Source organism: Clostridium celatum DSM 1785 (genome assembly GCF_000320405.1).
GTDB classification, from domain to species: Bacteria; Bacillota; Clostridia; order Clostridiales; family Clostridiaceae; genus Clostridium; species Clostridium celatum.
In genome coordinates, this window is sequence record NZ_KB291615.1 from 20,850 (window position 1) to 44,718 (window position 23,869).

The window sequence follows — 23,869 nt, forward strand, 5'->3', positions numbered from 1 at the left end:
TTGTTTTTTTAGTTTAAAATCTTAACTTCCTATTTACCTTCAATATGTGCCCATCTAAATTCATAGCTTGGCCCAAATACTGGCATTTGGAAATCTTTAACATAGTTATGCTTAAAGCTTCTATTATCTCTGTAGAATAATGGTGCTATAGCCATATCACTTAATAATACTTCTTCTGCTTTAGCATAAGTTTCTTTTCTCTTTTCTTCGTCATTTTCTGTCTTTAATGAGTTAATTAATGTATCATATTCTTCACTTGAGTAACCAACTGAATTGTTGCTTCCACCAGTAACCCACATATCTAAGAATGTCATTGGGTCATTGTAGTCTGCTGTCCAACCACTCATTAAGATATCATGCTTATTTTGATTTTTAGCAGCTGTGAATAATGCGTAGTCACCTTCAACTTGAACATTAACTTTGATTCCTAAGTTATTTTCAATTTGTTGCTTCCACCATTCTTGTCTTTGCTTTTCTAACTCACTATCACCATAAGTTAAGTAAGTAATTTCAATTGTGCTTAAGTCATCTGTATCTTTACCAAGTTCTTTTAGACCTTCATGTAATAAAGCTTGTAAAGCTTCTGGAGTGTTATATTTTTCTGATGGTGCTTTCATTGGCTCTTCTACTACATCTCTATAAAGATCATCACCTATGTTAATAACACCTGGTACAAATCCATAAGCTGGAGTATATCTTCCATATAATTCACTAGTTAATTCTTCTCTGTCTAAAGAATAAGCAATAGCTTGTCTAACTTTTTGGTTTGACATTAATCCAGTAGATCCACCATTAACTTGGTTAAATTCAATATAGAATACTGATGGTGCTTCACTAATGTTAGCTTGGAATTGTCCTTCTTCAGCAGCCTTCATCCATTTTTCAACATATTCATTAGTTGCACCACTAACGTCTAATTGCTTAGCTTCAAATAATTGAGCTTGAGTTGCAAACTCTTTTATTTCAGTCATGTTAACTGTTTCTAACTTAACATTTTCTGAATCCCAGTAATTTTCATTTTTAGCGAATTTAATATAGTTTCCACTTTCATATCCTTCAATTACGAAAGGTCCATTGAATACACCCTTAGTGTAATCTGTAGCATAAGCATCACCAGCAGCTTCAATTACGTCTAATCTAACTGGCTTAAATACTGTATATGATAATTTAGATAAGAAATATGGTACTGGATTTTCTAAAGTAATTTCTAATGTCTTTTCATCTAAAGCTTTAATTCCAACTTCATCAGCAGTAGCTTCTCCATTATAGAAAGCTTCACCATTCTTTATATCAAATCCAAAGAATGCATATGGGAAAGCACTTTCTGCATTTAATAGTCTGATTACAGAATCAACATAATGTTGAGCTACAACATCTTCTCCATCTGACCATTTATTATCTCTTAATTTAAATGTCCATACTAATCCATCTTCTGATGTTTCCCAGCTTTCTGCTCCTGCTGGTTCAATAGTATCTTTAGTTCCATCGTTTGATATTCTAACTAGCCCTTCGTATACTGCCCCTAATACTGTAGTTGAGTTTGAATCATAACATGCATTAACATCCCAAGTTAACGGATCAAGCATAATTAAGTTTAATACTTGTTCTGAATCCGATGTTTGAGTTTGTGATGCGTTATTATCTGCACTACCTTCATTAGTTGTTTTATTTCCACAACCGGCAAAAATCGATAATGTTAAGACAGATGCCATTAACATACCTAAAAGTCTTTTTCTTTTCATAATATTTCCCCCCAATTAATTTTATTTAATACTATTATTTTTTTTAATAATAGATTTTTTGACTAAATTTTACCTCAAAAATATATTTTTGTTAATTATTTATAAATTTTAGAACTATATTAAAAACTTGTCAATACATTTTTTATCAATTTATTACTATTTTGGCTTATTTACTAATTTTATAGAATTATTATCATTTTATAATTTTATTTTCTCAAACTAGTTCAATAATTAGTACCGTGTGACACGGACACTTTTTTAGGTGCTTTTTGTCACTTTCAGTATCTGTCCGTCTCGCTTATAACTTTAAATAAATATGTTTGTTTTAAAAATAAGTTTTCTAAATTTCTCTTGTTTCTTGTTTTAAAAATTCAACTTCATCTTTGCTTAAATATGAATTAAGCTTTTCGAAAACAGTTTTATGATAATTATTTAGCCAATTTTTTTCTTCTTCAGTCAACATATCTACTACAACTGCATTTAAATCTATTGGACAATATGATATAGTATCAAATTTGTAGAATTCTCCACTTTCAGTTTCTCTATCTTTAACAACTAAAAGTGTATTTTCAATTCTTATTCCATACTTTCCTTCTTTATAAACTCCTGGCTCATTTGTAATTATCATTCCTGGTTCTAAAGTAACAGTATTTCCATAAGGTCTAATACCTTGTGGGCCTTCATGAACACTTAAAAAGAATCCTACTCCATGACCAGTACCACACTTATAATCTAATCCCTCATCCCATAATGGTTTTCTTGCTAAAATATCTAGTGTAGAACCATTTGCACCTTTTAAGAACTTAGCTTTTGCTAATCCAATATGTCCTTTTAAAACCAATGTATAATTTTTCTTTTCTTCATCAGTTAAATTTCCTAAAGCAAATGTTCTTGTAATATCTGTAGTTCCATCTAAATATTGTCCACCTGAATCTAATAAGAATAGCCCTTCTTCTTTAAGCTCATAATTACTTTCTTCAGTTGCAGAATAATGCATCATAGCAGCATGATCTTTATATCCAGCAATACTTTCAAAACTATCCCCTTTAGAATTTTCTGCTGTAGCTCTTAAAGCAGATAACTTATTAGTTGATGAAATTTCAGTAATTTTTTCTTTTCCTATATTTTCTCTAAGCCACTTAATAAATTTGACCATTACAACACCATCTCTTACTTGAGACTTTTCTATATTACTTATTTCAACCTTATTTTTTATAGCTTTTAAGGTAGTAGTTATATTAGTACCCTCAATAATCTTTACCTCTGGGTTTATATTTGAATAAATTCTTGCATTTGTTTTTGCTGGATCTATTAAAATTGAATCTTTTATCTCTTTTATATCATCAATTATTAAACTATAGTCAATAATTTCTATCCCTTCAGAATTTAAATTTTCTTTTACTTTAGTATTAACTTTATTAATATCTATATATAATTTAGCCTTTGTTTTGCTTATTAAAGCATAAGAAATTGCTACTGGAGTAAATTTAACATCAGTTCCTCGTATATTAAATAACCACGCTATATCATCTAAAGATGAAATTATATAATTCTCTGCCTTTAACTTTTCCATCTTTTCTCTAACTTCTTTTATTTTTTCACTTGCAGTTTTTCCTGCAAATTTTGAATCATGAAGGAATATTTCATCACTAGGTAAACTCGGTCTATTTTCCCAAACTTGTTGCAATAAATCTTCTTCCATTGCTATATTAAATTTGTTTTTTCTTGATATTTCTAATAATTTTTTATAGTCATTGCAACTATAACAACTTCCATAAAAACCTACATTTTCATTTTCATTAACGTTATTTTCTATCCATTCATTTAAAGTTGGATAACCTTTTTCATTCATTTTCATTAAATCAATTCCAGTACCTTTTAATTGATTTTCTGCTTGTATAAAGTATCTTCCATCGGTCCAAAGCTTTGCTGAATCTTCTGATACTAAAAGGGTTCCGGCTGATCCAGTAAACCCTGATATATAAGCTCTCCCTTTGTAATATTCAGCAACATATTCACTTTGATGAGGATCACTACTTGTAATTATGTAATGATTTATTCCTTTAATATTCATAATTTTTCTTAATTCTAATAATTTATCCATTTTTCTACCTCCTCTATTTGAAATAATTATACCCATATTTTTCTATTTGTTACAAGATATAATTCTTTCTTAGTTTATCTTTGTTATTTTTATTTAAACATATTTAATATTTCAATAAAAAAATATAGAACCAAATTAAATATAATTATCTAATTCGGTTCTATATTTTTATTTTCTTATCCAATTTTATAAGTCTTATTTCTATTTGTTTTCTAGCTTATTTTAAAATTCTTTTTGGCATAAAATAAGCGCCTATCATAAACAATATTCCTACAATTAATAATCCAATATATCCACTTTCAAAAACAGATGGATATTTATCACTTATATTAAATAAAGTTATTTTACCGTAATCTAAGGTGTTAAATAGTCCCATATCTTTAAATGCACCATAAGTCATGGAAAATGTAAATGCACCTAGCAATCCACCTATAATTGCACTTATAGCTTTCTTAATTCCAAATACTCCTCCTATAGAACCTACACAAGTACCTGGACATGTTCCAGCACCACCAAATCCAACTCCAAATATAAGTCCACCAATAATAACACCAAGATTCATTGATTTAACGCTTAAATGTGAAACATTAAATATACCTAATAGAGCAGACATTGATAATAATGTACTTGATAATCCTATAGCAAATAAAATAATTTTTGCTAATGATAAATCCTCTAGTCTAAGCATTTTAGATATATTACTAAATCCTGTTGCCCCTACATAATATAATGCAAAGCCAAAAAATCCACCTAATAATATTGCAAGTAAAATGTTAATATTCATTATATTAAGCCCTCCTATTTTTCAGTTTCTTAACTATCAAAGCTGTTGGAATGGCAGTTGCAAAAGCCGCCGCTGCAAATATATATCCACTGACGCTACCTTGCATCATACCACTCATCATATGACCACTGGTACATCCATCTGCCATTCTAGCTCCAAATAATAATACGAATCCACCTATAAAAGGTATTATATAAGTGCTTAATATCGGTCTATTTTTTCCTATTTCACAATTTTCAACTTTTTCATCATCTCTTCTTTTTTTAGTTTTATTTTTTAATAGTAAAAAACCTATAAGACTTCCAATAGGTATTGACAATACAAATACATTGCTATAGTTTAAAGGTCTTTTTATTTCTTCAGCTATTTTTCCATCATCTTTGTCATAATAAGCATTAGTACTTCTATAACCACTTTCTCTTATGGGTCTGGTATAATTATGTCCTTCTCTATACTACTTTGAATTATTCCAGATAAAACTGAAAATTGAGTTGAAACTCCTACAGGTTTTACAATAAATATAGCAAGAAAAAATGATAATCCTAATATTATTGCACCTTTCATCCATGAATTATCTTTCATATACTACTCCTCCCAAAAATTCATAAATAATATTTTTTAATATCTCTGACTTAGTATAAATTAATTTTTAATTAAAATTAGTGATTAAATCACATTTATAACAATACTTGTAGAAATTTATTTATTTTTCATATTTATATTATTAATAATTAAAATATTTTTATTAGCGTTAATACGTAATTTTGAAATTATAAAATAAAAAAGCATTAGTTAAAGAAAATATCTAAAACTAACACTCTTTTTATAAATATTAAATTAAATTATATATTAACTCTTTCTCAATATTACCCTAAATAAACTCAATGACTCCTTTATCTAATCTAGAAATTCTAGCTAAAGAATAAACATCATAGCCTTTCTTATTTAATAAATCTCTTCCTGGTTGAAATGACTTCTCTATAACAATTCCTAAACCTACAACTTTAGCTCCAGCCTCTTCAACTAATCTTATAGCTCCAAGTGCAGCTTCACCATTTGCCAAAAAATCATCTATAATTAATACCTTATCATTTTCATTTATAAAATCTTTAGATAAAGTTAATTCATAATCTAAATCTTTTGTAAATGAATGTACTGTTGTTTGATATACATTATTATTTAAAACTTTTGAAGTTTGCTTTTTTAATATAACCATAGGTAATTCCATTTGCATTGCTGTCATTACAGTTGGTGCTATACCAGAACTTTCTATAGTAAATATCTTTGTTACACCATGGTTTTTAAAATACTCTTTAAAATTTTCTCCTATTTCATACATAAGTCTAGCATCTACACCATGATTTAAAAACGAGTCAACTTTCAATATTACTTTACTTAATGCACGACCTTCTTTTAAAATACGTTCTTTTAAAATCTCCATTATCCAAATTCTCCTTATATGATTCTAAACAAATTCATTTCTATAAATTGTTTTTTATTAAACTAAAGCAGCACCTCAAACAAAATTGAGGTGCTGCTTCTTTGCAAATATTTATAAAATATTTATAACAGATCCTCGTAGTCTGCTATTTTACGGTTAGCAGGTAGAAACACTCGGACCATATTACCGATTTATACGAGTTTTTTGTAATATATGTATATTACTATTATATCACGAACATTTTTATTGTAAATATAATTTTTATTTGTATTTAAAATTCTTTACTTAACTTTAAAATCACAAAATAATTTTTCTAATTCGTACTATTTCAAAAATAAATGTCCAAATGCATATCCTAAATATATAAATGCACAATTCCAAATTGCTATTCCTATAGTTGAGTAAATTATAAACTTTATAAAATCAACATCAAATGCCCCTGCTACTAATGATATCAATGTTCGTGCCACAGGAATAATTCTAGAAATTAATATTCCTTTATTCCCATATTTATTTATACATTTAAATGTTTTATCTATAGCATTTTTTGATTTAGGAAACTTTTTTTCAAATTTACCTATTATGGGTCTTCCAAAGTAATGCCCTAATGCATATAAAACCAAACTACCAAGTAATCCGGCAACAATCGAAATAATTATTGTAATAAAAAGATTTAAATTACCTGATTTAATTAAAATTCCTGCAGCTGGCATTATTATTCCAGCTGGTAACCCTGGTAAGTTTAAATACTCCAAAAAAACTACTATTCCTAAAAATAAATATCCATACCTACTAAAATACTCTAATACATTTTGTATATTGTTCATTTTTATCTTCCTCGTTAATATACCTTCCCCAAAAACAATACAACTGTTAAAACTCCACAAAAAAAACCTATTATTCCTCCACCAATAACATCTGAAGGATAATGTACTCCTAAATAAACTCTAGAAAAAGCAATTAAACTTGCCAAAACTATTATTTCAAAAGAAGCTACATTTTCTGTTTCAATAAAAATGGCCGCTACTGCAAAAGATGATGCTGTATGACCTGATGGAAATGAATATGTAATTGGTCTTTTTATTAATAATTGCTTTTCTTTATCTTTTGAAAAAGGTCTTTCTCTTTTTATTATGTGTTTTATTATTCCTTCTCCTATAATTGTTGTTATTATAAGAGCCGTAATTATCATTTTTCCTAATAACCTATAATCTCTCTTAGCCAATAAAAATACCGAAATAATAACCCATACTATTCCTAAATTTCCTGCTGCAGTTATTATAGGCATTATCTTATCAAAAGATTTATTTCTTAAATTAACATTTATCCATTTTAAAATTTTTTCATCAATTATTTTAAAATATTTTCTCATTATGTGCTCACTTTCAAAGTAATTTTTATACTAGTTATTATTTCCACATACTATTCATCTATTCACTTAGTATTTATATCTAAATTAATAATTTTCACCTTATTACGCTCTCTATTTATATATCTTTTTAGCTCTTGAAGTGTTGAATTCATTTTGATATAATTATTAAACATAGGGAATGAAGTTCTCCCTTGATATCTATCAAAATCGCTAATAAGCTAATGACTTCTACAACCTTTTTTGTTGTAGAAATCATTAGCTTTTTTTATTATTTTAGGAGGTCATTATGTTTATTAATTTTTTAGTAATTATAATTAGCTTAATTTTAATTGGAATCTTTTCAAATCTCACTGGTAAACTTACAGAATTTATTAAATTGCCCTCACTTATAGGTATGATTTTTTTTGGAATGATTATAGGTCCATCTTTTCTAAATATTGTTCCAAATATAACCTTAAAAATATCACCATATATTAAGGATATAGCTTTAATAACAGTTTTATTTATAGGCGGTCTTGGAATAAGTCTAAAGCAAATGAAACAAATAGGTAGACCAGCTATTGCATTAAGTATTATTCCTGCTACGCTTGAAGGTCTTACTATTAGTATTTTATCAATGATATTTTTAAAATTTACTTTTGTTCAAGGTGCAATTTTAGGTTTTATAATAGCTGCCGTAAGCCCTGCAGTGTTAGTTCCATCTATGGTAGATTTGATAAACAGAAAAATAGGACAAGATAAAGCAATTCCACAAATGCTTTTAGTTGGAGCTTCAGCTGATGATACTGTAGCAATAACTCTATTTACAACTTTTTTAGGAATATATATGTCTGGGATTAGTGGTCAATCATCTTCTATAATAAATGAACTTATTTCAATTCCATTTACTATATTTATAAGTATACTAGTTGGATGGATACTAGCTTTAATTACTAAGAATCTACTAAATTCTATTAAAAATAATAGTATTAGAGTGGTTTTTTCATTAGTTGTCTGCCTAGTTATTAGATTTATAGAAAATAAATTTAATTTTAAAATGTTTAATTCCTTATTAACTATAATGATTTATGGATTCTTTTTAAGAACATATTTAGGGGATTTAGCTAAAAAAATTCAAGATGAAATAAATATAATTTGGAAATATGGTAAATTATATTTATTTTCTTTTGTTGGAATGGCGATAAATCCTCATTTAGTCGGAGAATATTTATTAATTGGTATAATAATGCTTATATTATCATTAACTATTCGTTCTATAGGTGTATTTATTTCTTTAATAGGTACAAATTTAACTTTAAAAGAAAAAATATTTTGTGTAATAGCTTACTTACCAAAAGCTACAGTCCAATCTGCTAAGGCAGGAATCCCTCTTCAAATGGGAGTTATAGGTGGTGAAATAATGCAGGCTATTGCAATCTTAAGTGTATTAATTACTGCACCTATTGGGGCAATAGGCATTAAACTTACCTCATCAAAGTTCTTAAATCAAAGTATTGAAGAATCCTCTATTATTGCTTAAAAATTTATAATTAAATATGAAAACAGGTGAAATTTCAAAATTATTAAGAAATTTCACCTATTTTAAAAGTATTTGATATTTATAAGTAGATATTATTAGTATGGGATATAATCATATGGATCTACACGTTGTCCATTAACTATTATTTCAAAATGTAAGTGTGGTCCTGTACTTTGACCTGTGCTTCCAACAAAAGCTATTACCTCTCCTTGAGATACAGTTTGTCCATATGTCACATTAAATCCTTGAGCATGTCCATATAATGATTGTACTCCATTACCATGATTTAATATTACAGTATTACCATATCCTTCAATCCAACCAACATATTCAACAACACCACTCTTTGTTGCTAAAATTGATTCTCCAAAACTTCCTGCATAATCCATACCATTATGATTACCTGGTAAACCTGTAACTGGATTTATTCTTGGTCCAAAATATGTAGTAATTTCTCCACCAACTGGTCTCAAAAATCCACTTTCGCTTGGAAGTTGATCCACCTTATCTTGATTTTCTGAACCATTGTTAATATTATTTATTATACTATCTATCTGTGCTTGTAACTCCTGATTGTAAGCTAATAATGAATCAATTTCCTCATCTATTTCTATTCCATCATTTTCAAGTGCAATTATCATCTCTTGCTTTTCTGCTTCCATTGCTGCAAGTTCATCATAATACCCTTGTTCTTCAGCTTTTTTAGCCAATACTTCATTTTGAGAACTTACTAATTCTTTTTGCTTTACCTCAATTAGTTCTTTATTAATTTCTTGTTCTTTAATCTTTTCATCAATAGCTGCTATTTCATTCTTTATTTCTTTTTGAGTTTCTTTCAAATTTGCGATTAAATCTTTATCGTATTGCAATATTTTTCTTATTGTATTTAAATTTTGAAAAACCTCACTTATACTTTTACTAGTTATTATCATATAAATATATTGGTTAGCTAAATTTAATTTATAAACACTTCTTACTCTAGCATCTAATAATTCTTCTGTTTTAATCTCTTCTTCTTCTAATTTTTTTGCGTTAGCTTGTCTCATTTCTATTTCAATTTGACTCTCTTCAATTTCAGCTGTTACATTATCTATTTCGTGTTGTAGTTCATCAATTTGTTCTTGATATTCAGATATAATATTGTTAACCTCATTTATTTTAGCTTGTTGAGCGTCAATTTTTGCTTGAATATTACTAACTTCTTGTTGTCTTTCTTCTATATCATCATTTATATCATTTCTTTTTTCTTCTAAATCTTTGATAGCCTCATTATTACTATCCATTTCCTGTTGAAGTGAATTAGTATATGTTGCAAAAGCATAACTAGTATTTACTAATAACGATATAACAATTATTCCTGCTATTTTTCTCTTTAGTTGCAATTTTTAACCCTCCATGTATATATCTATTATATTACTTTACTAAAAGTTTTATATTTTATAATTAGATAAAACTACATTTTTATCTAATTAACGTCTCTAAATAATTTATCACTATTAAGGTAATCATATTATAAACTAGCTTAATGATAGTTACAATTGAATATAATTCACATATAGGTTATTTTTAACATATGATTTTAATTCTTTTATTTTTTATATTTAATTCTTAGTTAACCTTTACCTCTTAAAGTATCTATACTTCAATTTTTTCTAATTTAATATATTAAAACTAAATCCATTAATACATTGGTATAATAAGTTAATTTTTTAATATCACAGCGATCTATATTAGACAATATTCCTTCTATATTAATACATAAATCATCTAAATACTTTATTAAATATTTTTTACTATTTGTATATCCTTTAATATTATCGTCATCTTTTAATTTATTAGATATAGGTTTTATAATATTCAATACAGATTCAAGTCGTCTTTTATTCCTTATTTCAAAATTATCATCAACAGATGAAGTTAATATAACAAACCCTCTTATTTCTTCACCTATCTCTCTTAAATTATAAATTGAATCATCTAAATCAACAGAATCTTTTTTACCGATAAGTTTTAAAATTAATCTTCTATCCACATCTATCCTCTCCCTTCAATTATTCATTCTATATTTAGTTTAATTATATCAAACATGTTAGTACGTAGGAATTTATTAATAAATAAAAAAGATGATTTCTGAGTTTAACAGAAATCATCTTTTTATCGTGTGTGAACCTTTATTTTAATTATTATTTATATCTATACAATTTATTAATTATAATGATTTTATATTATTCATATTCTTTCATTTTATTAATTATTGCTTGACTTATTATATTCCCACTTTTAATATACGCAAGTAAACAAGCCCCTAAATGCGGTGATAATACCGGTGGTATAAGTTTTATATTATATTTCATTAAAGCAGTTCTTATAGGATTTAATATTAATTCTTCTGATTTAAATACTCCCCCTGTATAAGAAACTAAAACTACTTCATTTTTGTCAAAATTTCTTATAAGAACTTTTATAATTTCAGCAAGTTCTTCTCCTGCTTCTTTAAAAATATTTATAGCATTTTTATCACCATCTAAAGCTGCTATAGAACAAAAACGTGCAAGTTTTGCAATTTCTCCTCTATCATTTTTGATAACTTCATTCAAAAATGTAATTATTTGATTTTCATCATCTAGATTAAGTTCCTTCATAAAAACATCATAAAGAGCACCTTTTTCTAATCTTCCATCACATTCTTTACTAAAAACTTGTATAGATTTTTTTCCTATCCAAAAGGCTGAACCTTCATCTCCAACCGAAGGTCCCCACCCTCCACATCTATTAATTTTTTCTCCATTTATAGAAAGTCCAATTGATCCTGTTCCTGCAATTACATTTATACCATCTTTTCCACTTAAGGCTCCAGCTATAGCAACTCTAATATCACTATCTACAGTATATTCTAAACCTTTAAAAGCCGCCTTTGCTGCAGCCTCTATTTTAGGTTTAGCCTCTTGAACCTTCCCATATCCAGCTAGTCCTAAAAAAGAATGTTTAATTTCTTCTTTAGATATATTAGCTTCAGCAATCATATCATTTAAGCCAATTTTTAGAAGAATTTCAAGCCCCTCAAACCCTATCTGATTAAAATGACAAGTTCCCTTTGTTATTGAATGTACAACTTCCCCATTTTCATTTATTAAAGTAAAGGTAGTCTTAGTTCCTCCACCATCAACGCCTAAAAAATACATATTACTTCTCCTTATTTAGCTTCTTTAAAACTGAATTTTTGCCATGGTTTAATATAATCTAATATAAATACTTCTTCTTCTCTTATGTGTCCTACAACATTTGATTTACCACTATTAACCATATCATTTAATGCAATTTGAACTTCTCCTGCATAATGTCCATATTCACTACTTTCTATTATTACATCTCCTCTTTTTATTATTTCTGGAGCATTAAATAATGCAAAATAGTGACCTTTATATTTAACACGACTTTGAGTAGATCTTAAGAAATTATCAGATACATCACCTCTATTAAAGTGCATTTCTTCAAAAAGAATTTTTCTTTCAATTTCTGGTGTATTTTCATTTAATGTTATATCAAATGTAACCATATCTTTTCTCATTGATCCAATAGATTCTAATTCTTCATCTGTTGGATAACAGTTTGAAATAATTATATCATTAATATTTCCTAAAGCTATTAAGTGTTTAGCTTGAACATCTATAGGTAAATTTCTGTGTAATTCTAAAGTTGGTAATCCATATGCTACAGGCCATGGTCCAAATGTACCTTCTTTTTGGCTTGTTATAAATGCAGCTGTTCTTAACCCATACTTAGTGAAATTTTCTGTACATTTCATAAAATGATCGAAGTTTAATCCACTATAATTGTGGGGATAGAAGTTATGACAACCAATTAAGTTATCTTTGTTTGGCATATAATCCATTATCGTATCTATATAATGAGTATTATTACTCATGTTTATTTCTATTTTTAAACCTTGTGGGTTAAATGTCATTAATGATTCTTCCGAACCAGTAAATCCTGCATCTAATCTTAATCCATCTGCTCCTATTTCCTTAAAAAAACTTAAATCATTATAACTAATTCCTAAGTTTTCAAATATTCTTGGACTCACATCTACAATTATTTCAAATCCTCTTTCTTTTGCATATTGATTAGTTACTTTAAATTTTCTTACTATTTCTTTTTTGCTCTCTTCTACTGATAAAAGACAAGAGAATATTCTTGAAAATCCTTGTTTTGCAGCTCTATCTATGTAATCTAAAATTTCTCTTTCCGTTGATTTTTCTTGATATATTGATATCCCTAATTTTCCCATCCTAGTTCTCCTTTTTTATTTCAAAATTTTAATTATATGTATTTTATATAATTAAAGTGATGAACAAATATTCATCACTTTATATTAATTATGAAATAACTTTTTTCTGTGGCTTAAAGTTGTAAATTCCATTTATTAAATCAAATATTTAGAATCTTATTTATGTTTAACATTTATTATTTTCCTAATATTTCATTAACTTGCTTAAATAGCTTTGGTCCACCTAATGGACTGTAAGCTTGCGGTTGAATTAAGGCACATGGAACTCCAGCATTACTTGCTGCTTCCTTTAATATGTCAAATCTATGTCTAATTTGTGGAGCAACCATTGATACGTCCCATCCATTTTTAACTTCTTGCTCAAATTCTTGAGTACTTACTGCAAGAACTTCCATTTCAACACCGTTCTTTTCTGCTTCTTTCTTTAACGCATTTACTGCTATGGCACTTGACATTCCTTGTGAACAAACAAATAATACTTTCATCTCTAGTCCTCCTAAAATTAAGCTTTAAATTAAGCTTTTTGAAATCATTTTCAACTTACTTAAATTATAATTCTTTTTTCTTAGTTTGCAATATATTTTTTATATTTTTTATAATTTTAACGAAATTTTATTTCATTAACTTTTATCTATCACTTTTAAAATATTATTTCAAAACTTTTCTTTAACCCCTCAGCAACAACTTTACTATCATGATTTCCTTCTACATAATAACCTTTTATATAAATATTATTTTTATTACAGTAATCTACAAACTTATAACAATTTGAAATGTCAACTATTTCATCTTGTAATCCATGAATTACTATATACTTATTTTTATTTAAATTTTTTATATTTTTAAACCAACTGTTATTCATCCATTTTTCTTCATCAAAAGGTCTTCCAAAGGCACACATCTGCCTAACACTACAATTTTCTGGTGGTACTGGATTCCATATTGCTGGCGAAATTAATATTATATTCTCAAATAGGTCTGGATATTTTAATGAAAGCCTTAAAGCTCCAAATCCCCCCATTGATACTCCACCTAACGTAATGCCTCTAATATTAATATTTTGCATTAAAAATGGAATAAGATCATTTATTATAGCTTTTTCTACTTTATCTAAATAATAAGAGTTAAATCCATTTGGTAATATAATTATTTTATTCTTATATTTCTCTACTATTTCTTGCATTGGAACTCTATCAACTAAAGTTCTATTATTTCCATTAGTTCCATGTAATAATATTACTACATCATACTCTTTTTCTTTTAAATAATTCCCTGGATAATAAGCTGTAAAACACCAATCCATTTCTAATGCTGTCGAATATATAAAGTCAGTTGTAATCATATTTATTACTCCTCATGCTATTTTCTTTTATTTATTCTATTAAAAAACATTTTATTATATAAAAAAAGAAGACTTATAAAGCCTTCTTTTTTATTTCTAAGCTGCTTCGTTTTCTTCACCTAATTCTTCAGCTAATAATTTCTTATCATACATTTTGAAGAATGGGTAGTAAACTAAAATTGATACAAATACTAAAATTAATGCTAATATAGCGGCTTTCCAGCTACCACCTGTTGCCATCCAAGCAAATAGTGGTGCAGGTAATGTCCATGGTGCAGCTATGTGCATTGATGGTACAATACCAGAAACTGTTGCTCCCCATGCTATTACTATATTAATTATTGGAGCAATTATGAATGGTATTATTAATATTGGATTTAATACTATTGGAGCACCAAACATAATTGGTTCATTAATATTAAATAGTGATGGTATTACTGTAGTTTTTCCTAACATCTTACCATATTGTGATTTAGCTCTTACAGCTAAAAGTATTGCTAATCCTAAAGTAGCACCTGCTCCTCCGATAAATACATATCCTTGGAAGAATTGTTCTGGGAATATATGTGGTGCTGCCTGTCCAGCTGCAACTGCTGCTGAGTTGTTATCTAATAATGTTAACCATAATGGTCTAGCTAAAGATCCTATAATACTCATTCCATGAATACCAAATGACCAGAAAAATCCTATTAGTGTTGAAATAAATATAGCTGATGGTAAACTATCCGCTGCTGATACTAATGGTGATATTACTTTTCCTATTATTCCATGCCAATCGATACCTAAGAAATATGTAAATATCGCAAAAAATGTTATTATAATTGCTGCTGGTGTTAAAGCTTCAAAACTTCTTGATACTGATGCTGGAACTTGTTCTGGCATTTTTATAACTATATTTTTAGTTTTAGTAAATCTTAAAACTTCAACTGCAAATATAGAAGCTAAAATTGCTACGAACATTCCTCCACCACCAAGGTTAGCCATAGGCATTGCCCATCCCATACCCTCAACTGTTTGTGGAACTAAAGTTAATAAGAATGATGTAGCTGCTAAAGTTCCCCCAGTAACTCCATCAAGATTATAAGATTTAGATAAACTATATCCTATTCCCCATGCAGCATATAAAGACATTATATACATTGTCATTCTATATGGTAAAAGAATAGTTCCTGCATGCTCACTTAACCATGATTTTATAGCTGTTCCTTCTGGAAATGGAAACAGTGCTATTATTAAGAATAAACTCCCAACTATTATAAGTGGTAAAGTTGAAATTATACCATCTCTTACTGCTCTCAAGTGACGTTGTTCCGCTAATTTAGCCATTGGTGTTGAAAGCTTTTCATCTAAAAATGTACTTAATTTTTCTAACATATTTTTTCCCCCTTGTTCGATCTATATTACTTTATGAAATTGTTTTCTTCAATTTACAAATTCATTTTAACACTTTATGAAATTGTTTGCAATATTTTTTTGGAATTTTTCTATTTTTTTTGAAATTTTATTTCTAAAACTTTTGAAAAGTATTTTTATTTATACATATACGCTCATAATTAACCATAAGAACCCTATAACGCAGAATGATACTGCAAAAATTAAATATGTATACCAGAACTTTTTGCAATAACCTTTTTTACTTTCAATAAAATACCTTGAATATGCTACAGCATAACTTGTAATTAAGGTATTTGCTATTATAGCAACCACTTCAAAATTCAATCCAGTAAATTGTAAAAGCATAGGTATAACTATTGTGGATACTATAGCAGCTCCTACTATCAACAAAGCACTTTTAAAACCAAATGTAGGAATATCGTAATCAGTTTTTGTTTTTCTCATATCTCCTACTGGCATTTTAAAACCTTTTTGATTAGATATTATACTTGTTTTTCCTTTTGTTAACTTTTCTTTACTCATTTTTACACTCTCCTAATTGGATTTGGTGTTATGTTACCTAATATAACTTTTTCTTTTGCTCCTGTGGCACTTGGAACATTAGAAAAATTATTATTTAAAGTTTCATTTCCTAATATAACAAAAGCTATAGCTTCCTTTGCATCTGATGATAAACCTATGTCATCTTGAGTAACTATACTTACATTAGGTAACTCATTTTTTAAATATGATAATAAAGTTTTATTATGTGCACCACCACCACCAATAATAACTTTATTTAAATTAACTTTATTCATTATGAAATTCTTATAATTTACTGCAATAGATTTTGCAGTAAACATAGTTACAGTTGATAAAATATCTTCCGGCTTTTTATTATTATATTTTTTTAATAATTCATCTACAAACTGCTGTCCAAACTCTTCCCTTCCAGTAGTTTTAGGTGGAAAAGCATTAATATATGAATGAGACATTAAATCATCTAATATATCATTTTGAATTTCTCCATTAGCAGCAATTTTTCCATCCTCATCGTAATTTAATTTAAATAATCTTTGACACACTTCATCTATTATCATATTTCCTGGACCAGTATCAAAGGCGAATATACTATTAATATCTCCACCTTTAGGAATCACTGTAACATTTCCTATACCCCCAATGTTTTGAAGTGCTATATTTTCTTCATCACTTCCATAAATAATATATTCACTATATGGCACTAACGGAGCTCCTTCTCCACCTGAAGCCATATCCATAACTCTAAAATTAGATACAACTTTTACTCCTGTTTCATAAGCAATTATAGCTGGTTCGCCAATTTGTAAAGTAGACGGTATAAAACTGTCTCTACTTTTAGGTAAATGATATATTGTTTGACCATGAGAAGCTATAAAATCTAAATTTTCTAAGGTTATGCCTGCTTTATTACAAACGTTTTTTGTAGCTTCTGCAAATAAATATCCTAGTTTAAAATTTAAACTGCATATTAAATCTACTGATGACTGTTCTTCCGAACAAGCTCTCTTAATTTCATCTTTTACATCTAATGGTATGGATGTAGTTATAAACTCAATTAACTTAATCTTTGTTTTTTTTCCAAAGTTATCAATTTCAACTAAAGCTGCATCTATTCCATCTAGAGATGTTCCCGACATCAATCCTACTGCATACATAAGGACCTCCGATTAATTTTAATATTCCAAAATTTATATAATTTATACTGCTTTTATGTATGGAAAAAGGATTGTTTAAAACAATCCCTTTTATTTACTTTAAATTAGCTAATTTAGTATCTATTATTTTATACATCTTAATCATTTTTTCTATTAGATTTCTAGCCTCAATAGCTGTCATTAAATGATCTTGAGCATGCACAAAAAGAACTGAAACTTCTGTATTTTCTCCTCTAGCTTCTGCTTGAATTATATCAGTTTGAACTTTATGTGCTTGGTTTAAAGCTTCATCTGCTTCTTTTAATAACTTTTCAGCTTCTTCAAAATCTCCATTTTCAGCAGCTGCTAACGCTTCATATGCTAATCCTTTAGCTGTTCCACCTGTACTTATTATTTCAAAAATTATTAATTCCATTTGTTCTGTCATCTTAAACTCCTCCTACGTATTAATGCTTTCTAAAGCTTTTCTTATATTGTTATCGTTTTTACTTAAAAATTCTATACTTTGTTCTTTATCTAAGTCTGATAGTATCATAAATATCGAAAGACGGACATCATCCCCTGTAATATTCATGTATTCTTCAGCTACTTCTCTTGTACATCCTGTACATTTCATTATTATTCCCTTAGCTCTTTCAACAAGCTTTTCGTTAGTAGCTTTAACATCTATCATAAGGTTTCCATAAACTTTACCTAGTTTAATCATTACCCCTGTTGAAATCATATTAAGAACCATTTTCTGTGCTGTTCCTGATTTCATTCTTGTTGATCCAGTCACAACTTCAGGTCCAACTATAACCTCTACTGGAAAATCTGCAATCTTTGAAATTTCAGAATTATTCACACAGGAAATTGATCCAGTTCCTGCCTTAATCTTTTTAGCATATTCAAGACCACCAATAACATAAGGTGTTCTTCCTGAAGCAGCTAAACCTATAACCATATCTTTTTCTGTTAAGTTTATATCTTTCAAATCTTCTACTGCTAATTCTTTAGAGTCTTCAGCTCCTTCTTTAGCTTTAAACATAGCGTCTTTTCCACCAGCCATTATTCCTTTAACTAATTCAAAATCAACTCCGTAAGTTGGAGGACATTCTGAAGCATCTAAAACTCCTAATCTACCTGATGTACCAGCACCTATATATATTAATCTTCCACCTCTTTTTAATCTATCATAGGTTTCATCAACAACAGATGCTATATTAGGAATAACATTTTCTACAGCTAATGCAACTTTTTTATCTTCATTATTTATAGTAGTAATCATATCAATAGTTGATAAACTATCAATACTCTTTGTATTTTCGTTTACTTGCTCAGTATCAAGTTTCTTTAAATCTATTTCCATATATGTCACCCCCGCGTTTCTTACAATTCACATTATATACACTTTCGAATAAAATTTCAATATTTTTTAAAATTTTAAGAAATTTTATTTCTGTAAACATATTCTTTATTCTTTTCTATTTTATTTTTCTTAAAAAAATAAAATGGATGTATAGAAATATATTTCTTCTTATAAATATATTTCTATACATCCATATATAATAAATATAAATTTATTTTATACTATTAATTGCCTCTCTAGTGCTCTTTATATATTCTTTTGTTTGCTTAAATTCATTCCTTGCAACACCAAGATATAAAATATCAACTATTGTTAAAGCATCTATTCTTGATGTTATAGCTCCAACTCTAAATTCTTTTTCATAATTAGGAAGATATATAGCATAATCTGAAATCTTTGAAAGAGAATTTTTATTATATCTTGTTATCGCTATAGTTTTTGCACCTTTTTCCTTTGCTATTTTTAAAGGAACATTAACCTCTTTGGTTTCTCCACTATAACTTATTCCTATTGCAACATCTTCCTTTTCAATATGAACAGCTGATGCAATTTGAGTGTGTGGATCAATTTGATATAATGTACTTTTATTTATTCTAAGAAGTTTTTGCTGTAAATCTAGTGCAACTAACCCTGAAGCTCCTATTCCAAATAAATATATTCTTTTTGCATTTATCATAGCCTCTATAATGTTTTTCATTGTATCAACATTCATTAAACCTATAGTTTCATCGATACTTGATATATTAGAAACTTTAACTTTTCTTATTATATCTTTTAAAGAATCATCTTCATTTATAATTACGCTAGTTTCATCATCTCTTTCATCTCTATCTTTAGCCAAATCTACTTTTAGTGCAGTAAACCCTTTATATCCTAGAGTTTTTGAAAATCTAACTACTGCTGCTGGTGAAATATCAGCCTTAGAAGATAATTCTTGAGCTGATAATCCTACAACCTCATCCTTATTCTTAATGATATACTCTGCTAATTTTTTTTCAGTATTTGTAAAGCTATTAAACCCTTCTTTAATTTTAAATATACAACTCATAAAATCACCTTTCATTAGTTTACTTTTATTTTAAAATCACTCTCTATCTCACTATGTTTAAATCTTACTTTATTTATAAACTCTATAGTTTATATTATCTTTTAAATATAATTTCTGCAATATTTATATTTTTAATTTTCTCTATTTCCATATGTAAAAACTAAAAAAGTAGCAAATTATAGTTATGATTTAACCTTAATTTACTACTTTTTACTCTTCATTAAATAAATGCCCCGTAATCATCAATTTCGTTGATATCATTAAGAAGATGTTTAATTTCTTGATCTTTATCCTTATCCATAACAAGTATAACATCACCGGCATCAACAACAACTAAATCTTTGACTCCAAAGCCTATAATAAGTTTTTCATCGCCTCCGAATATAGAACAATTTTCACAGTCTTGAATATATACATTGTTACTTATTTTATTGTTTCTATATTCATTTAAATATCTACTTAATGCATTAAAGCTACCTATATCATCCCACTTAAAGTCACCTTTTATTACATAAGCCTTTCTTGTTCTTTGCATTACACCAAAATCAATAGATATTCCATCTATTAAATTGTATTCCTCATTTACTACTTCTTCTTCATCTTTTTCTCCAAGATGTTGATATATATTCATTAAAGACTTATACATTTTAGGCAAATACTTTTCAATTTCTCTTAAAATAACATCTGCTCTCCTTACCAAATTGCAATGCTTGGACACCTTGATTTTAACTTATTTGATGAGCTTAAAAAACTTAGGATTTATGAGGCTTACATGGATAAAGTCATTAGTCGTGGCATTAGTTTTGAACAATTTTATGACTCCACTAAGGCTTTAATGGAAAGTACTAAAAATCTTGATTTTGATTGTGGATTTTTAAAGCCTAAAGACTTTAAGAACTTCTGCTCATTACTAAATATTGATTTTAAATATCTTTGTGATGAGTACTATGAATTTGTTCTTATTAAAGATTATCCTCAAATTATTTTAAATAATAGGCTATCTTTAAATATTACTCAAAAAGAATTAGCAGCTCAATGCAAAATTAGTCCAGTTACTATAGGTAAGTTAGAAAATAAATTAAGGTATCCATCAAGAATCCAATTTTTAAAGTTGAAGGAGGTGATGAAGTTTTAACATTATGAAGCGATTTTATTTATTAGTACATAAAGATACTAAAAAGACTTTTATTTTAAAGCTCCCTAAAAAGCATTTTTCTTTTATAGTAAATGACTATTATTTCTCTTTTGAAAAGAATAAAGAAGAGTTTACTTTAGAAGAAAAGCTTTGTTTACTAAATCATTCACAAAATATTACTTGGAAGCAAATATCACTACCTGAAGTTATATTTAGAAGTGTATTTCTAAATATAACTACTCCTGTTGACTTTCAATTATTTCTTAATAGAAATAAAGTTAATATTTTAGTAAATGGTAAGGTCCAAGGAAAACTGATTATAAAGTAATTTTACTTATTTTATATTTTAGTAATTTATATTGAAAGGAGGTACTCTATGTCTATAAGTTATGATAGATTAGCAGAAAGAATTGATGATTTAATTTTCGAATTATCATTAATTAATGCTGAATTAAATGAATTAAGAAAAAGAATATGTCTATTAGAAAAAGATTCTTTCAATTCAACTAAATAAAATTTATTAAAGGTAATATATATTAATTATATATTACCTTTAACCTAGTTATAAATAACTCTATTATGATAACTAAATATATTTACTTCAATTTTTTATATTACCTATTAATTTTTGAGTAAACCCAGAATAAAATACTATCTGTTAACCTCAATGAAAATAGTGCATCTTCTACCGTTGGATTTTCATTTTCCTGTTCACTTCTATGAGTCCCATAGTCTGACATCATTGAATATATCATATATATAGCTTTTGTTTTTGTTAATTTTCCACTTCTATTCTCTTTAAAAAAGTCTGCTAAATCATCTTTATTCAAATCTTTTTTTAATGCTTGTGATAAATCCTGTTGTGTATATTTATCACTATCACCACTAATATTATATACTCCTCTCACCCATTTAGAAAAACCTTCTGTTCCTTTAAATTTTGAAAAAATACTTACAATACAAGTTCTGCATGATTCTATACAAGCTCCAGAATGCCCATGCATATATGCATCAATTGCAGCTTGATAAGCATCATAAACATCTGAATAATTACTCTTTAACCAATATTCAACAGAAAATAACTCGCCTACTCTTTCTATATCATTAGACATACATGTTGAAACCAATATTTTATCATCTTTTAATTTAATACTGAGACCTAATACCTCATACATCTTGGCAAGTTCATCAAAATCATCTATCATATCCTCTGAAATAGATACTACATTAAATGATTTAGTCAGTTCTTTCAAAAGATTAATTATTTCTTTATGCTTACCAGCCTGATATAATTCTGAAAATATTCCATCTAACCCTAGAAAAACATTGTATTCATTCCTATGGTTTTCAAATGTTCCCTTATACTCATATGGAGTAAGGTAATTAGAATATTTATCAAAGTACTCTCCTAACCCTACACATCTTAATGTTGCTTTAAATGTTGAGTTATTTTTTACTATAAAATATTCCCTATTCATAATTTCAGCAATTCTTGAAAGAATTATTTCCCTATTATCCATTTTTATACCCCCTATACCTTATATTTATCATACTCTTAATATAAAATCATATTATAGTGTAACATTGTTTAATAATTTAAATCAATAATAGTAAAAAACAGTAGGGGGATAGGTTGGTAACGGTATGCCGTTACCAACCTATCCCCTTTTATTTTTAATATCTTATACTTAATATTTATTAATAATTTTTACTTAATAATACTATCAATACCTTTTAAATAGACAACACTTTACATTGTTCTTCTAGCAACTATTTACCTCCTCAAATATCTTTAAAACCTTTATTAAACTCCATCATTTTTCTCTATCTCTTTTATTTTCAAAACGCATATAGGATCTTGTTTTACCCGGAATCCCATCAGAATCATCTTCACCTTTAGAATTAAATATCACCTCATTATTTTTCATCTTTGCATATTTAGCAATAACTTTAAATCTATTAGGTCTTATACGAATTATGTTTACTTTTTTTCTTCCATTTCTTCTTTGTCCCATTTTACCCTCCTAAAATAACAATTCCTACAATACTAATAATAAAAAGTGCTAAAAGAAACCATATAATTGCTTTATTCAAATAATGATTCTTAGCATAATTTACATTGTCTATACCATTTATTGATGTATTAATCGATTTTGAGATTCGTTCATAAAACTCTTTTGCACTTCTCATTTCTTTTACATGTTTAATTATATTATCAACAGATGGTAAATCGTGAAAAGCTTCATCTTTAATTACTACATCATATTTTTCTTTCATCATTTTTTTTACAAAACCATATTTAAGAATATCATCTCTTTGTACTAATATAGTGAAAAAAATCGATATTATCATAATTACCAATAACACTATTAGAATTATTTTTTTTATTAGATTTAATTCATCTTTAGGAATAATTGCCAAATAAATTGTAACTACAATCATTTGTCCCTGCAAAAGGTATAATCCTTTAGTTTCTATATGTCTTTTTCTATCATACATTTGCTCTAATTGTTTTAAGGCATATTGATATATTTCACCAAATACATACTTTCCTTCATCACTTTTTAGAAATATACTTGATAAGTCCTCTTTTAGCTCTTTAATTTCTTCTGATTTCTGTAATAACTCTTTTTCTTTCTCCTCTTTATTCTCACTACACATTTACTTTACCTCAT

Annotated in this window: 27 protein-coding genes, 1 pseudogene and 2 riboswitches; of the genes and pseudogenes, 4 read left to right on the top strand and 24 right to left on the bottom strand. The window is 27.4% G+C overall.

Annotation, left to right across the window (positions count from 1 at the left end):
* Positions 1-29 precede the first annotated feature (29 nt).
* From HMPREF0216_RS02960 to HMPREF0216_RS02990, 8 genes are all read right to left on the bottom strand, one after another.
* Complete coding sequence (locus HMPREF0216_RS02960; protein ID WP_005210966.1) at positions 30-1,742, bottom strand: peptide ABC transporter substrate-binding protein; 1,713 nt, start codon at positions 1,740-1,742, stop codon at positions 30-32.
* A gap of 340 nt (positions 1,743-2,082) precedes the next feature.
* Entirely contained in the window at positions 2,083-3,846 is a 1,764-nt protein-coding gene (locus HMPREF0216_RS02965) for an aminopeptidase P family protein (protein ID WP_040418690.1), read from the bottom strand.
* 217 nt (positions 3,847-4,063) lie between these two features.
* The gene (locus tag HMPREF0216_RS02970) at positions 4,064-4,630 is read right to left on the bottom strand and encodes a YeeE/YedE thiosulfate transporter family protein (protein WP_005210969.1); all 567 of its coding nucleotides are present in this window, start codon (positions 4,628-4,630) and stop codon (positions 4,064-4,066) included.
* 4 nt (positions 4,631-4,634) lie between these two features.
* The gene (locus HMPREF0216_RS17465) at positions 4,635-5,054 is read right to left on the bottom strand and encodes a YeeE/YedE thiosulfate transporter family protein (RefSeq protein ID WP_083875372.1); all 420 of its coding nucleotides are present in this window, start codon (positions 5,052-5,054) and stop codon (positions 4,635-4,637) included.
* Complete coding sequence (locus tag HMPREF0216_RS17470) at positions 5,051-5,212, bottom strand: hypothetical protein (RefSeq protein WP_005210972.1); 162 nt, start codon at positions 5,210-5,212, stop codon at positions 5,051-5,053. The genes HMPREF0216_RS17465 and HMPREF0216_RS17470 overlap by 4 nt, the downstream gene beginning before the upstream one ends.
* 289 nt (positions 5,213-5,501) lie before the next feature.
* On the bottom strand, positions 5,502-6,071 hold the full coding sequence (locus HMPREF0216_RS02980; protein ID WP_005210974.1) for a xanthine phosphoribosyltransferase: 570 nt from the start codon (positions 6,069-6,071) through the stop codon (positions 5,502-5,504).
* Positions 6,072-6,189: 118 nt separating this feature from the next.
* Positions 6,190-6,290, bottom strand: a riboswitch (purine riboswitch).
* Between the two features lie 104 nt (positions 6,291-6,394).
* Entirely contained in the window at positions 6,395-6,898 is a 504-nt protein-coding gene (locus HMPREF0216_RS02985; protein WP_005210976.1) for a DedA family protein, read from the bottom strand.
* A 14-nt stretch (positions 6,899-6,912) separates the two neighbouring features.
* Positions 6,913-7,443, bottom strand: a complete 531-nt coding sequence (locus HMPREF0216_RS02990; RefSeq protein WP_005210977.1) for a phosphatase PAP2 family protein — start codon at positions 7,441-7,443, stop codon at positions 6,913-6,915.
* A 165-nt stretch (positions 7,444-7,608) separates the two neighbouring features.
* Positions 7,609-7,681: riboswitch (Fluoride riboswitch) on the top strand.
* A 48-nt stretch (positions 7,682-7,729) separates the two neighbouring features.
* On the opposite strand from HMPREF0216_RS02990, the gene HMPREF0216_RS02995 reads away from it, so the two are divergent.
* Positions 7,730-8,962 (top strand): cation:proton antiporter domain-containing protein, encoded by a 1,233-nt coding sequence (locus HMPREF0216_RS02995; RefSeq protein ID WP_005210983.1) that lies wholly within the window; start codon positions 7,730-7,732, stop codon positions 8,960-8,962.
* A 95-nt stretch (positions 8,963-9,057) separates the two neighbouring features.
* Here the strand turns inward: HMPREF0216_RS02995 and HMPREF0216_RS16235 are convergent, their stop codons facing one another.
* The 13 genes and pseudogenes from HMPREF0216_RS16235 to HMPREF0216_RS03060 form a co-directional block, all read right to left on the bottom strand.
* Positions 9,058-10,344 carry a murein hydrolase activator EnvC family protein gene (locus tag HMPREF0216_RS16235; protein ID WP_005210986.1) on the bottom strand — a complete coding sequence of 429 codons (1,287 nt, stop codon included), beginning with the start codon at positions 10,342-10,344 and terminating at the stop codon, positions 9,058-9,060.
* A gap of 275 nt (positions 10,345-10,619) precedes the next feature.
* A complete protein-coding gene (locus HMPREF0216_RS03005; protein WP_005210988.1) occupies positions 10,620-10,994 on the bottom strand; it encodes a hypothetical protein in 375 nt (124 codons plus the stop codon).
* 193 nt (positions 10,995-11,187) lie between these two features.
* Complete coding sequence (locus tag HMPREF0216_RS03010; RefSeq protein WP_005210990.1) at positions 11,188-12,144, bottom strand: N-acetylglucosamine kinase; 957 nt, start codon at positions 12,142-12,144, stop codon at positions 11,188-11,190.
* An 11-nt stretch (positions 12,145-12,155) separates the two neighbouring features.
* A complete protein-coding gene (locus HMPREF0216_RS03015; protein ID WP_005210992.1) occupies positions 12,156-13,250 on the bottom strand; it encodes a DUF871 domain-containing protein in 1,095 nt (364 codons plus the stop codon).
* A 176-nt stretch (positions 13,251-13,426) separates the two neighbouring features.
* Positions 13,427-13,735, bottom strand: a complete 309-nt coding sequence (locus HMPREF0216_RS03020) for a PTS sugar transporter subunit IIB (protein WP_005210993.1) — start codon at positions 13,733-13,735, stop codon at positions 13,427-13,429.
* A 155-nt stretch (positions 13,736-13,890) separates the two neighbouring features.
* The gene (locus HMPREF0216_RS16240; protein ID WP_005210994.1) at positions 13,891-14,592 is read right to left on the bottom strand and encodes an alpha/beta hydrolase; all 702 of its coding nucleotides are present in this window, start codon (positions 14,590-14,592) and stop codon (positions 13,891-13,893) included.
* Between the two features lie 96 nt (positions 14,593-14,688).
* Complete coding sequence (locus HMPREF0216_RS03030; RefSeq protein ID WP_005210995.1) at positions 14,689-15,966, bottom strand: PTS sugar transporter subunit IIC; 1,278 nt, start codon at positions 15,964-15,966, stop codon at positions 14,689-14,691.
* 159 nt (positions 15,967-16,125) lie between these two features.
* Positions 16,126-16,509: a hypothetical protein gene (locus HMPREF0216_RS03035; protein WP_005210996.1), complete on the bottom strand. Its 384-nt coding sequence runs from the start codon at positions 16,507-16,509 to the stop codon at positions 16,126-16,128.
* A 2-nt stretch (positions 16,510-16,511) separates the two neighbouring features.
* Entirely contained in the window at positions 16,512-17,663 is a 1,152-nt protein-coding gene (gene anmK, locus HMPREF0216_RS03040; protein ID WP_005210997.1) for an anhydro-N-acetylmuramic acid kinase AnmK, read from the bottom strand.
* A 94-nt stretch (positions 17,664-17,757) separates the two neighbouring features.
* Entirely contained in the window at positions 17,758-18,090 is a 333-nt protein-coding gene (locus HMPREF0216_RS03045; RefSeq protein ID WP_005211000.1) for a PTS lactose/cellobiose transporter subunit IIA, read from the bottom strand.
* Between the two features lie 12 nt (positions 18,091-18,102).
* Positions 18,103-19,011 carry an N-acetylmuramic acid 6-phosphate etherase gene (murQ, locus tag HMPREF0216_RS03050; protein WP_005211002.1) on the bottom strand — a complete coding sequence of 303 codons (909 nt, stop codon included), beginning with the start codon at positions 19,009-19,011 and terminating at the stop codon, positions 18,103-18,105.
* Between the two features lie 211 nt (positions 19,012-19,222).
* Entirely contained in the window at positions 19,223-20,059 is an 837-nt protein-coding gene (locus HMPREF0216_RS03055) for a MurR/RpiR family transcriptional regulator (protein ID WP_040418692.1), read from the bottom strand.
* Between the two features lie 220 nt (positions 20,060-20,279).
* Positions 20,280-20,750, bottom strand: a pseudogene (locus HMPREF0216_RS03060) (mannose-6-phosphate isomerase); the annotation flags it as partial.
* Positions 20,751-20,831: 81 nt separating this feature from the next.
* Here HMPREF0216_RS03060 and HMPREF0216_RS03065 point away from each other — a divergent pair.
* Genes HMPREF0216_RS03065 through HMPREF0216_RS17010 form a run of 3 tightly spaced genes read left to right on the top strand, consistent with a single transcriptional unit; the run spans position 20,832 to position 21,708 of the window.
* Positions 20,832-21,194, top strand: a complete 363-nt coding sequence (locus HMPREF0216_RS03065) for a helix-turn-helix domain-containing protein (RefSeq protein WP_040418694.1) — start codon at positions 20,832-20,834, stop codon at positions 21,192-21,194.
* Between the two features lie 4 nt (positions 21,195-21,198).
* Positions 21,199-21,522 (top strand): hypothetical protein, encoded by a 324-nt coding sequence (locus HMPREF0216_RS03070; RefSeq protein WP_005211010.1) that lies wholly within the window; start codon positions 21,199-21,201, stop codon positions 21,520-21,522.
* A 48-nt stretch (positions 21,523-21,570) separates the two neighbouring features.
* Complete coding sequence (locus tag HMPREF0216_RS17010; protein WP_005211011.1) at positions 21,571-21,708, top strand: hypothetical protein; 138 nt, start codon at positions 21,571-21,573, stop codon at positions 21,706-21,708.
* 100 nt (positions 21,709-21,808) lie between these two features.
* Here the strand turns inward: HMPREF0216_RS17010 and HMPREF0216_RS03075 are convergent, their stop codons facing one another.
* The 3 genes from HMPREF0216_RS03075 to HMPREF0216_RS03085 all read right to left on the bottom strand — a co-directional run bounded on the left by HMPREF0216_RS03075 (position 21,809) and on the right by HMPREF0216_RS03085 (position 23,855).
* Positions 21,809-22,714 (bottom strand): hypothetical protein, encoded by a 906-nt coding sequence (locus HMPREF0216_RS03075; protein WP_005211014.1) that lies wholly within the window; start codon positions 22,712-22,714, stop codon positions 21,809-21,811.
* Between the two features lie 294 nt (positions 22,715-23,008).
* Positions 23,009-23,209 carry a hypothetical protein gene (locus tag HMPREF0216_RS03080; RefSeq protein ID WP_005211016.1) on the bottom strand — a complete coding sequence of 67 codons (201 nt, stop codon included), beginning with the start codon at positions 23,207-23,209 and terminating at the stop codon, positions 23,009-23,011.
* Between the two features lies 1 nt (position 23,210).
* On the bottom strand, positions 23,211-23,855 hold the full coding sequence (locus HMPREF0216_RS03085; RefSeq protein ID WP_005211018.1) for a hypothetical protein: 645 nt from the start codon (positions 23,853-23,855) through the stop codon (positions 23,211-23,213).
* Positions 23,856-23,869 lie beyond the last annotated feature (14 nt).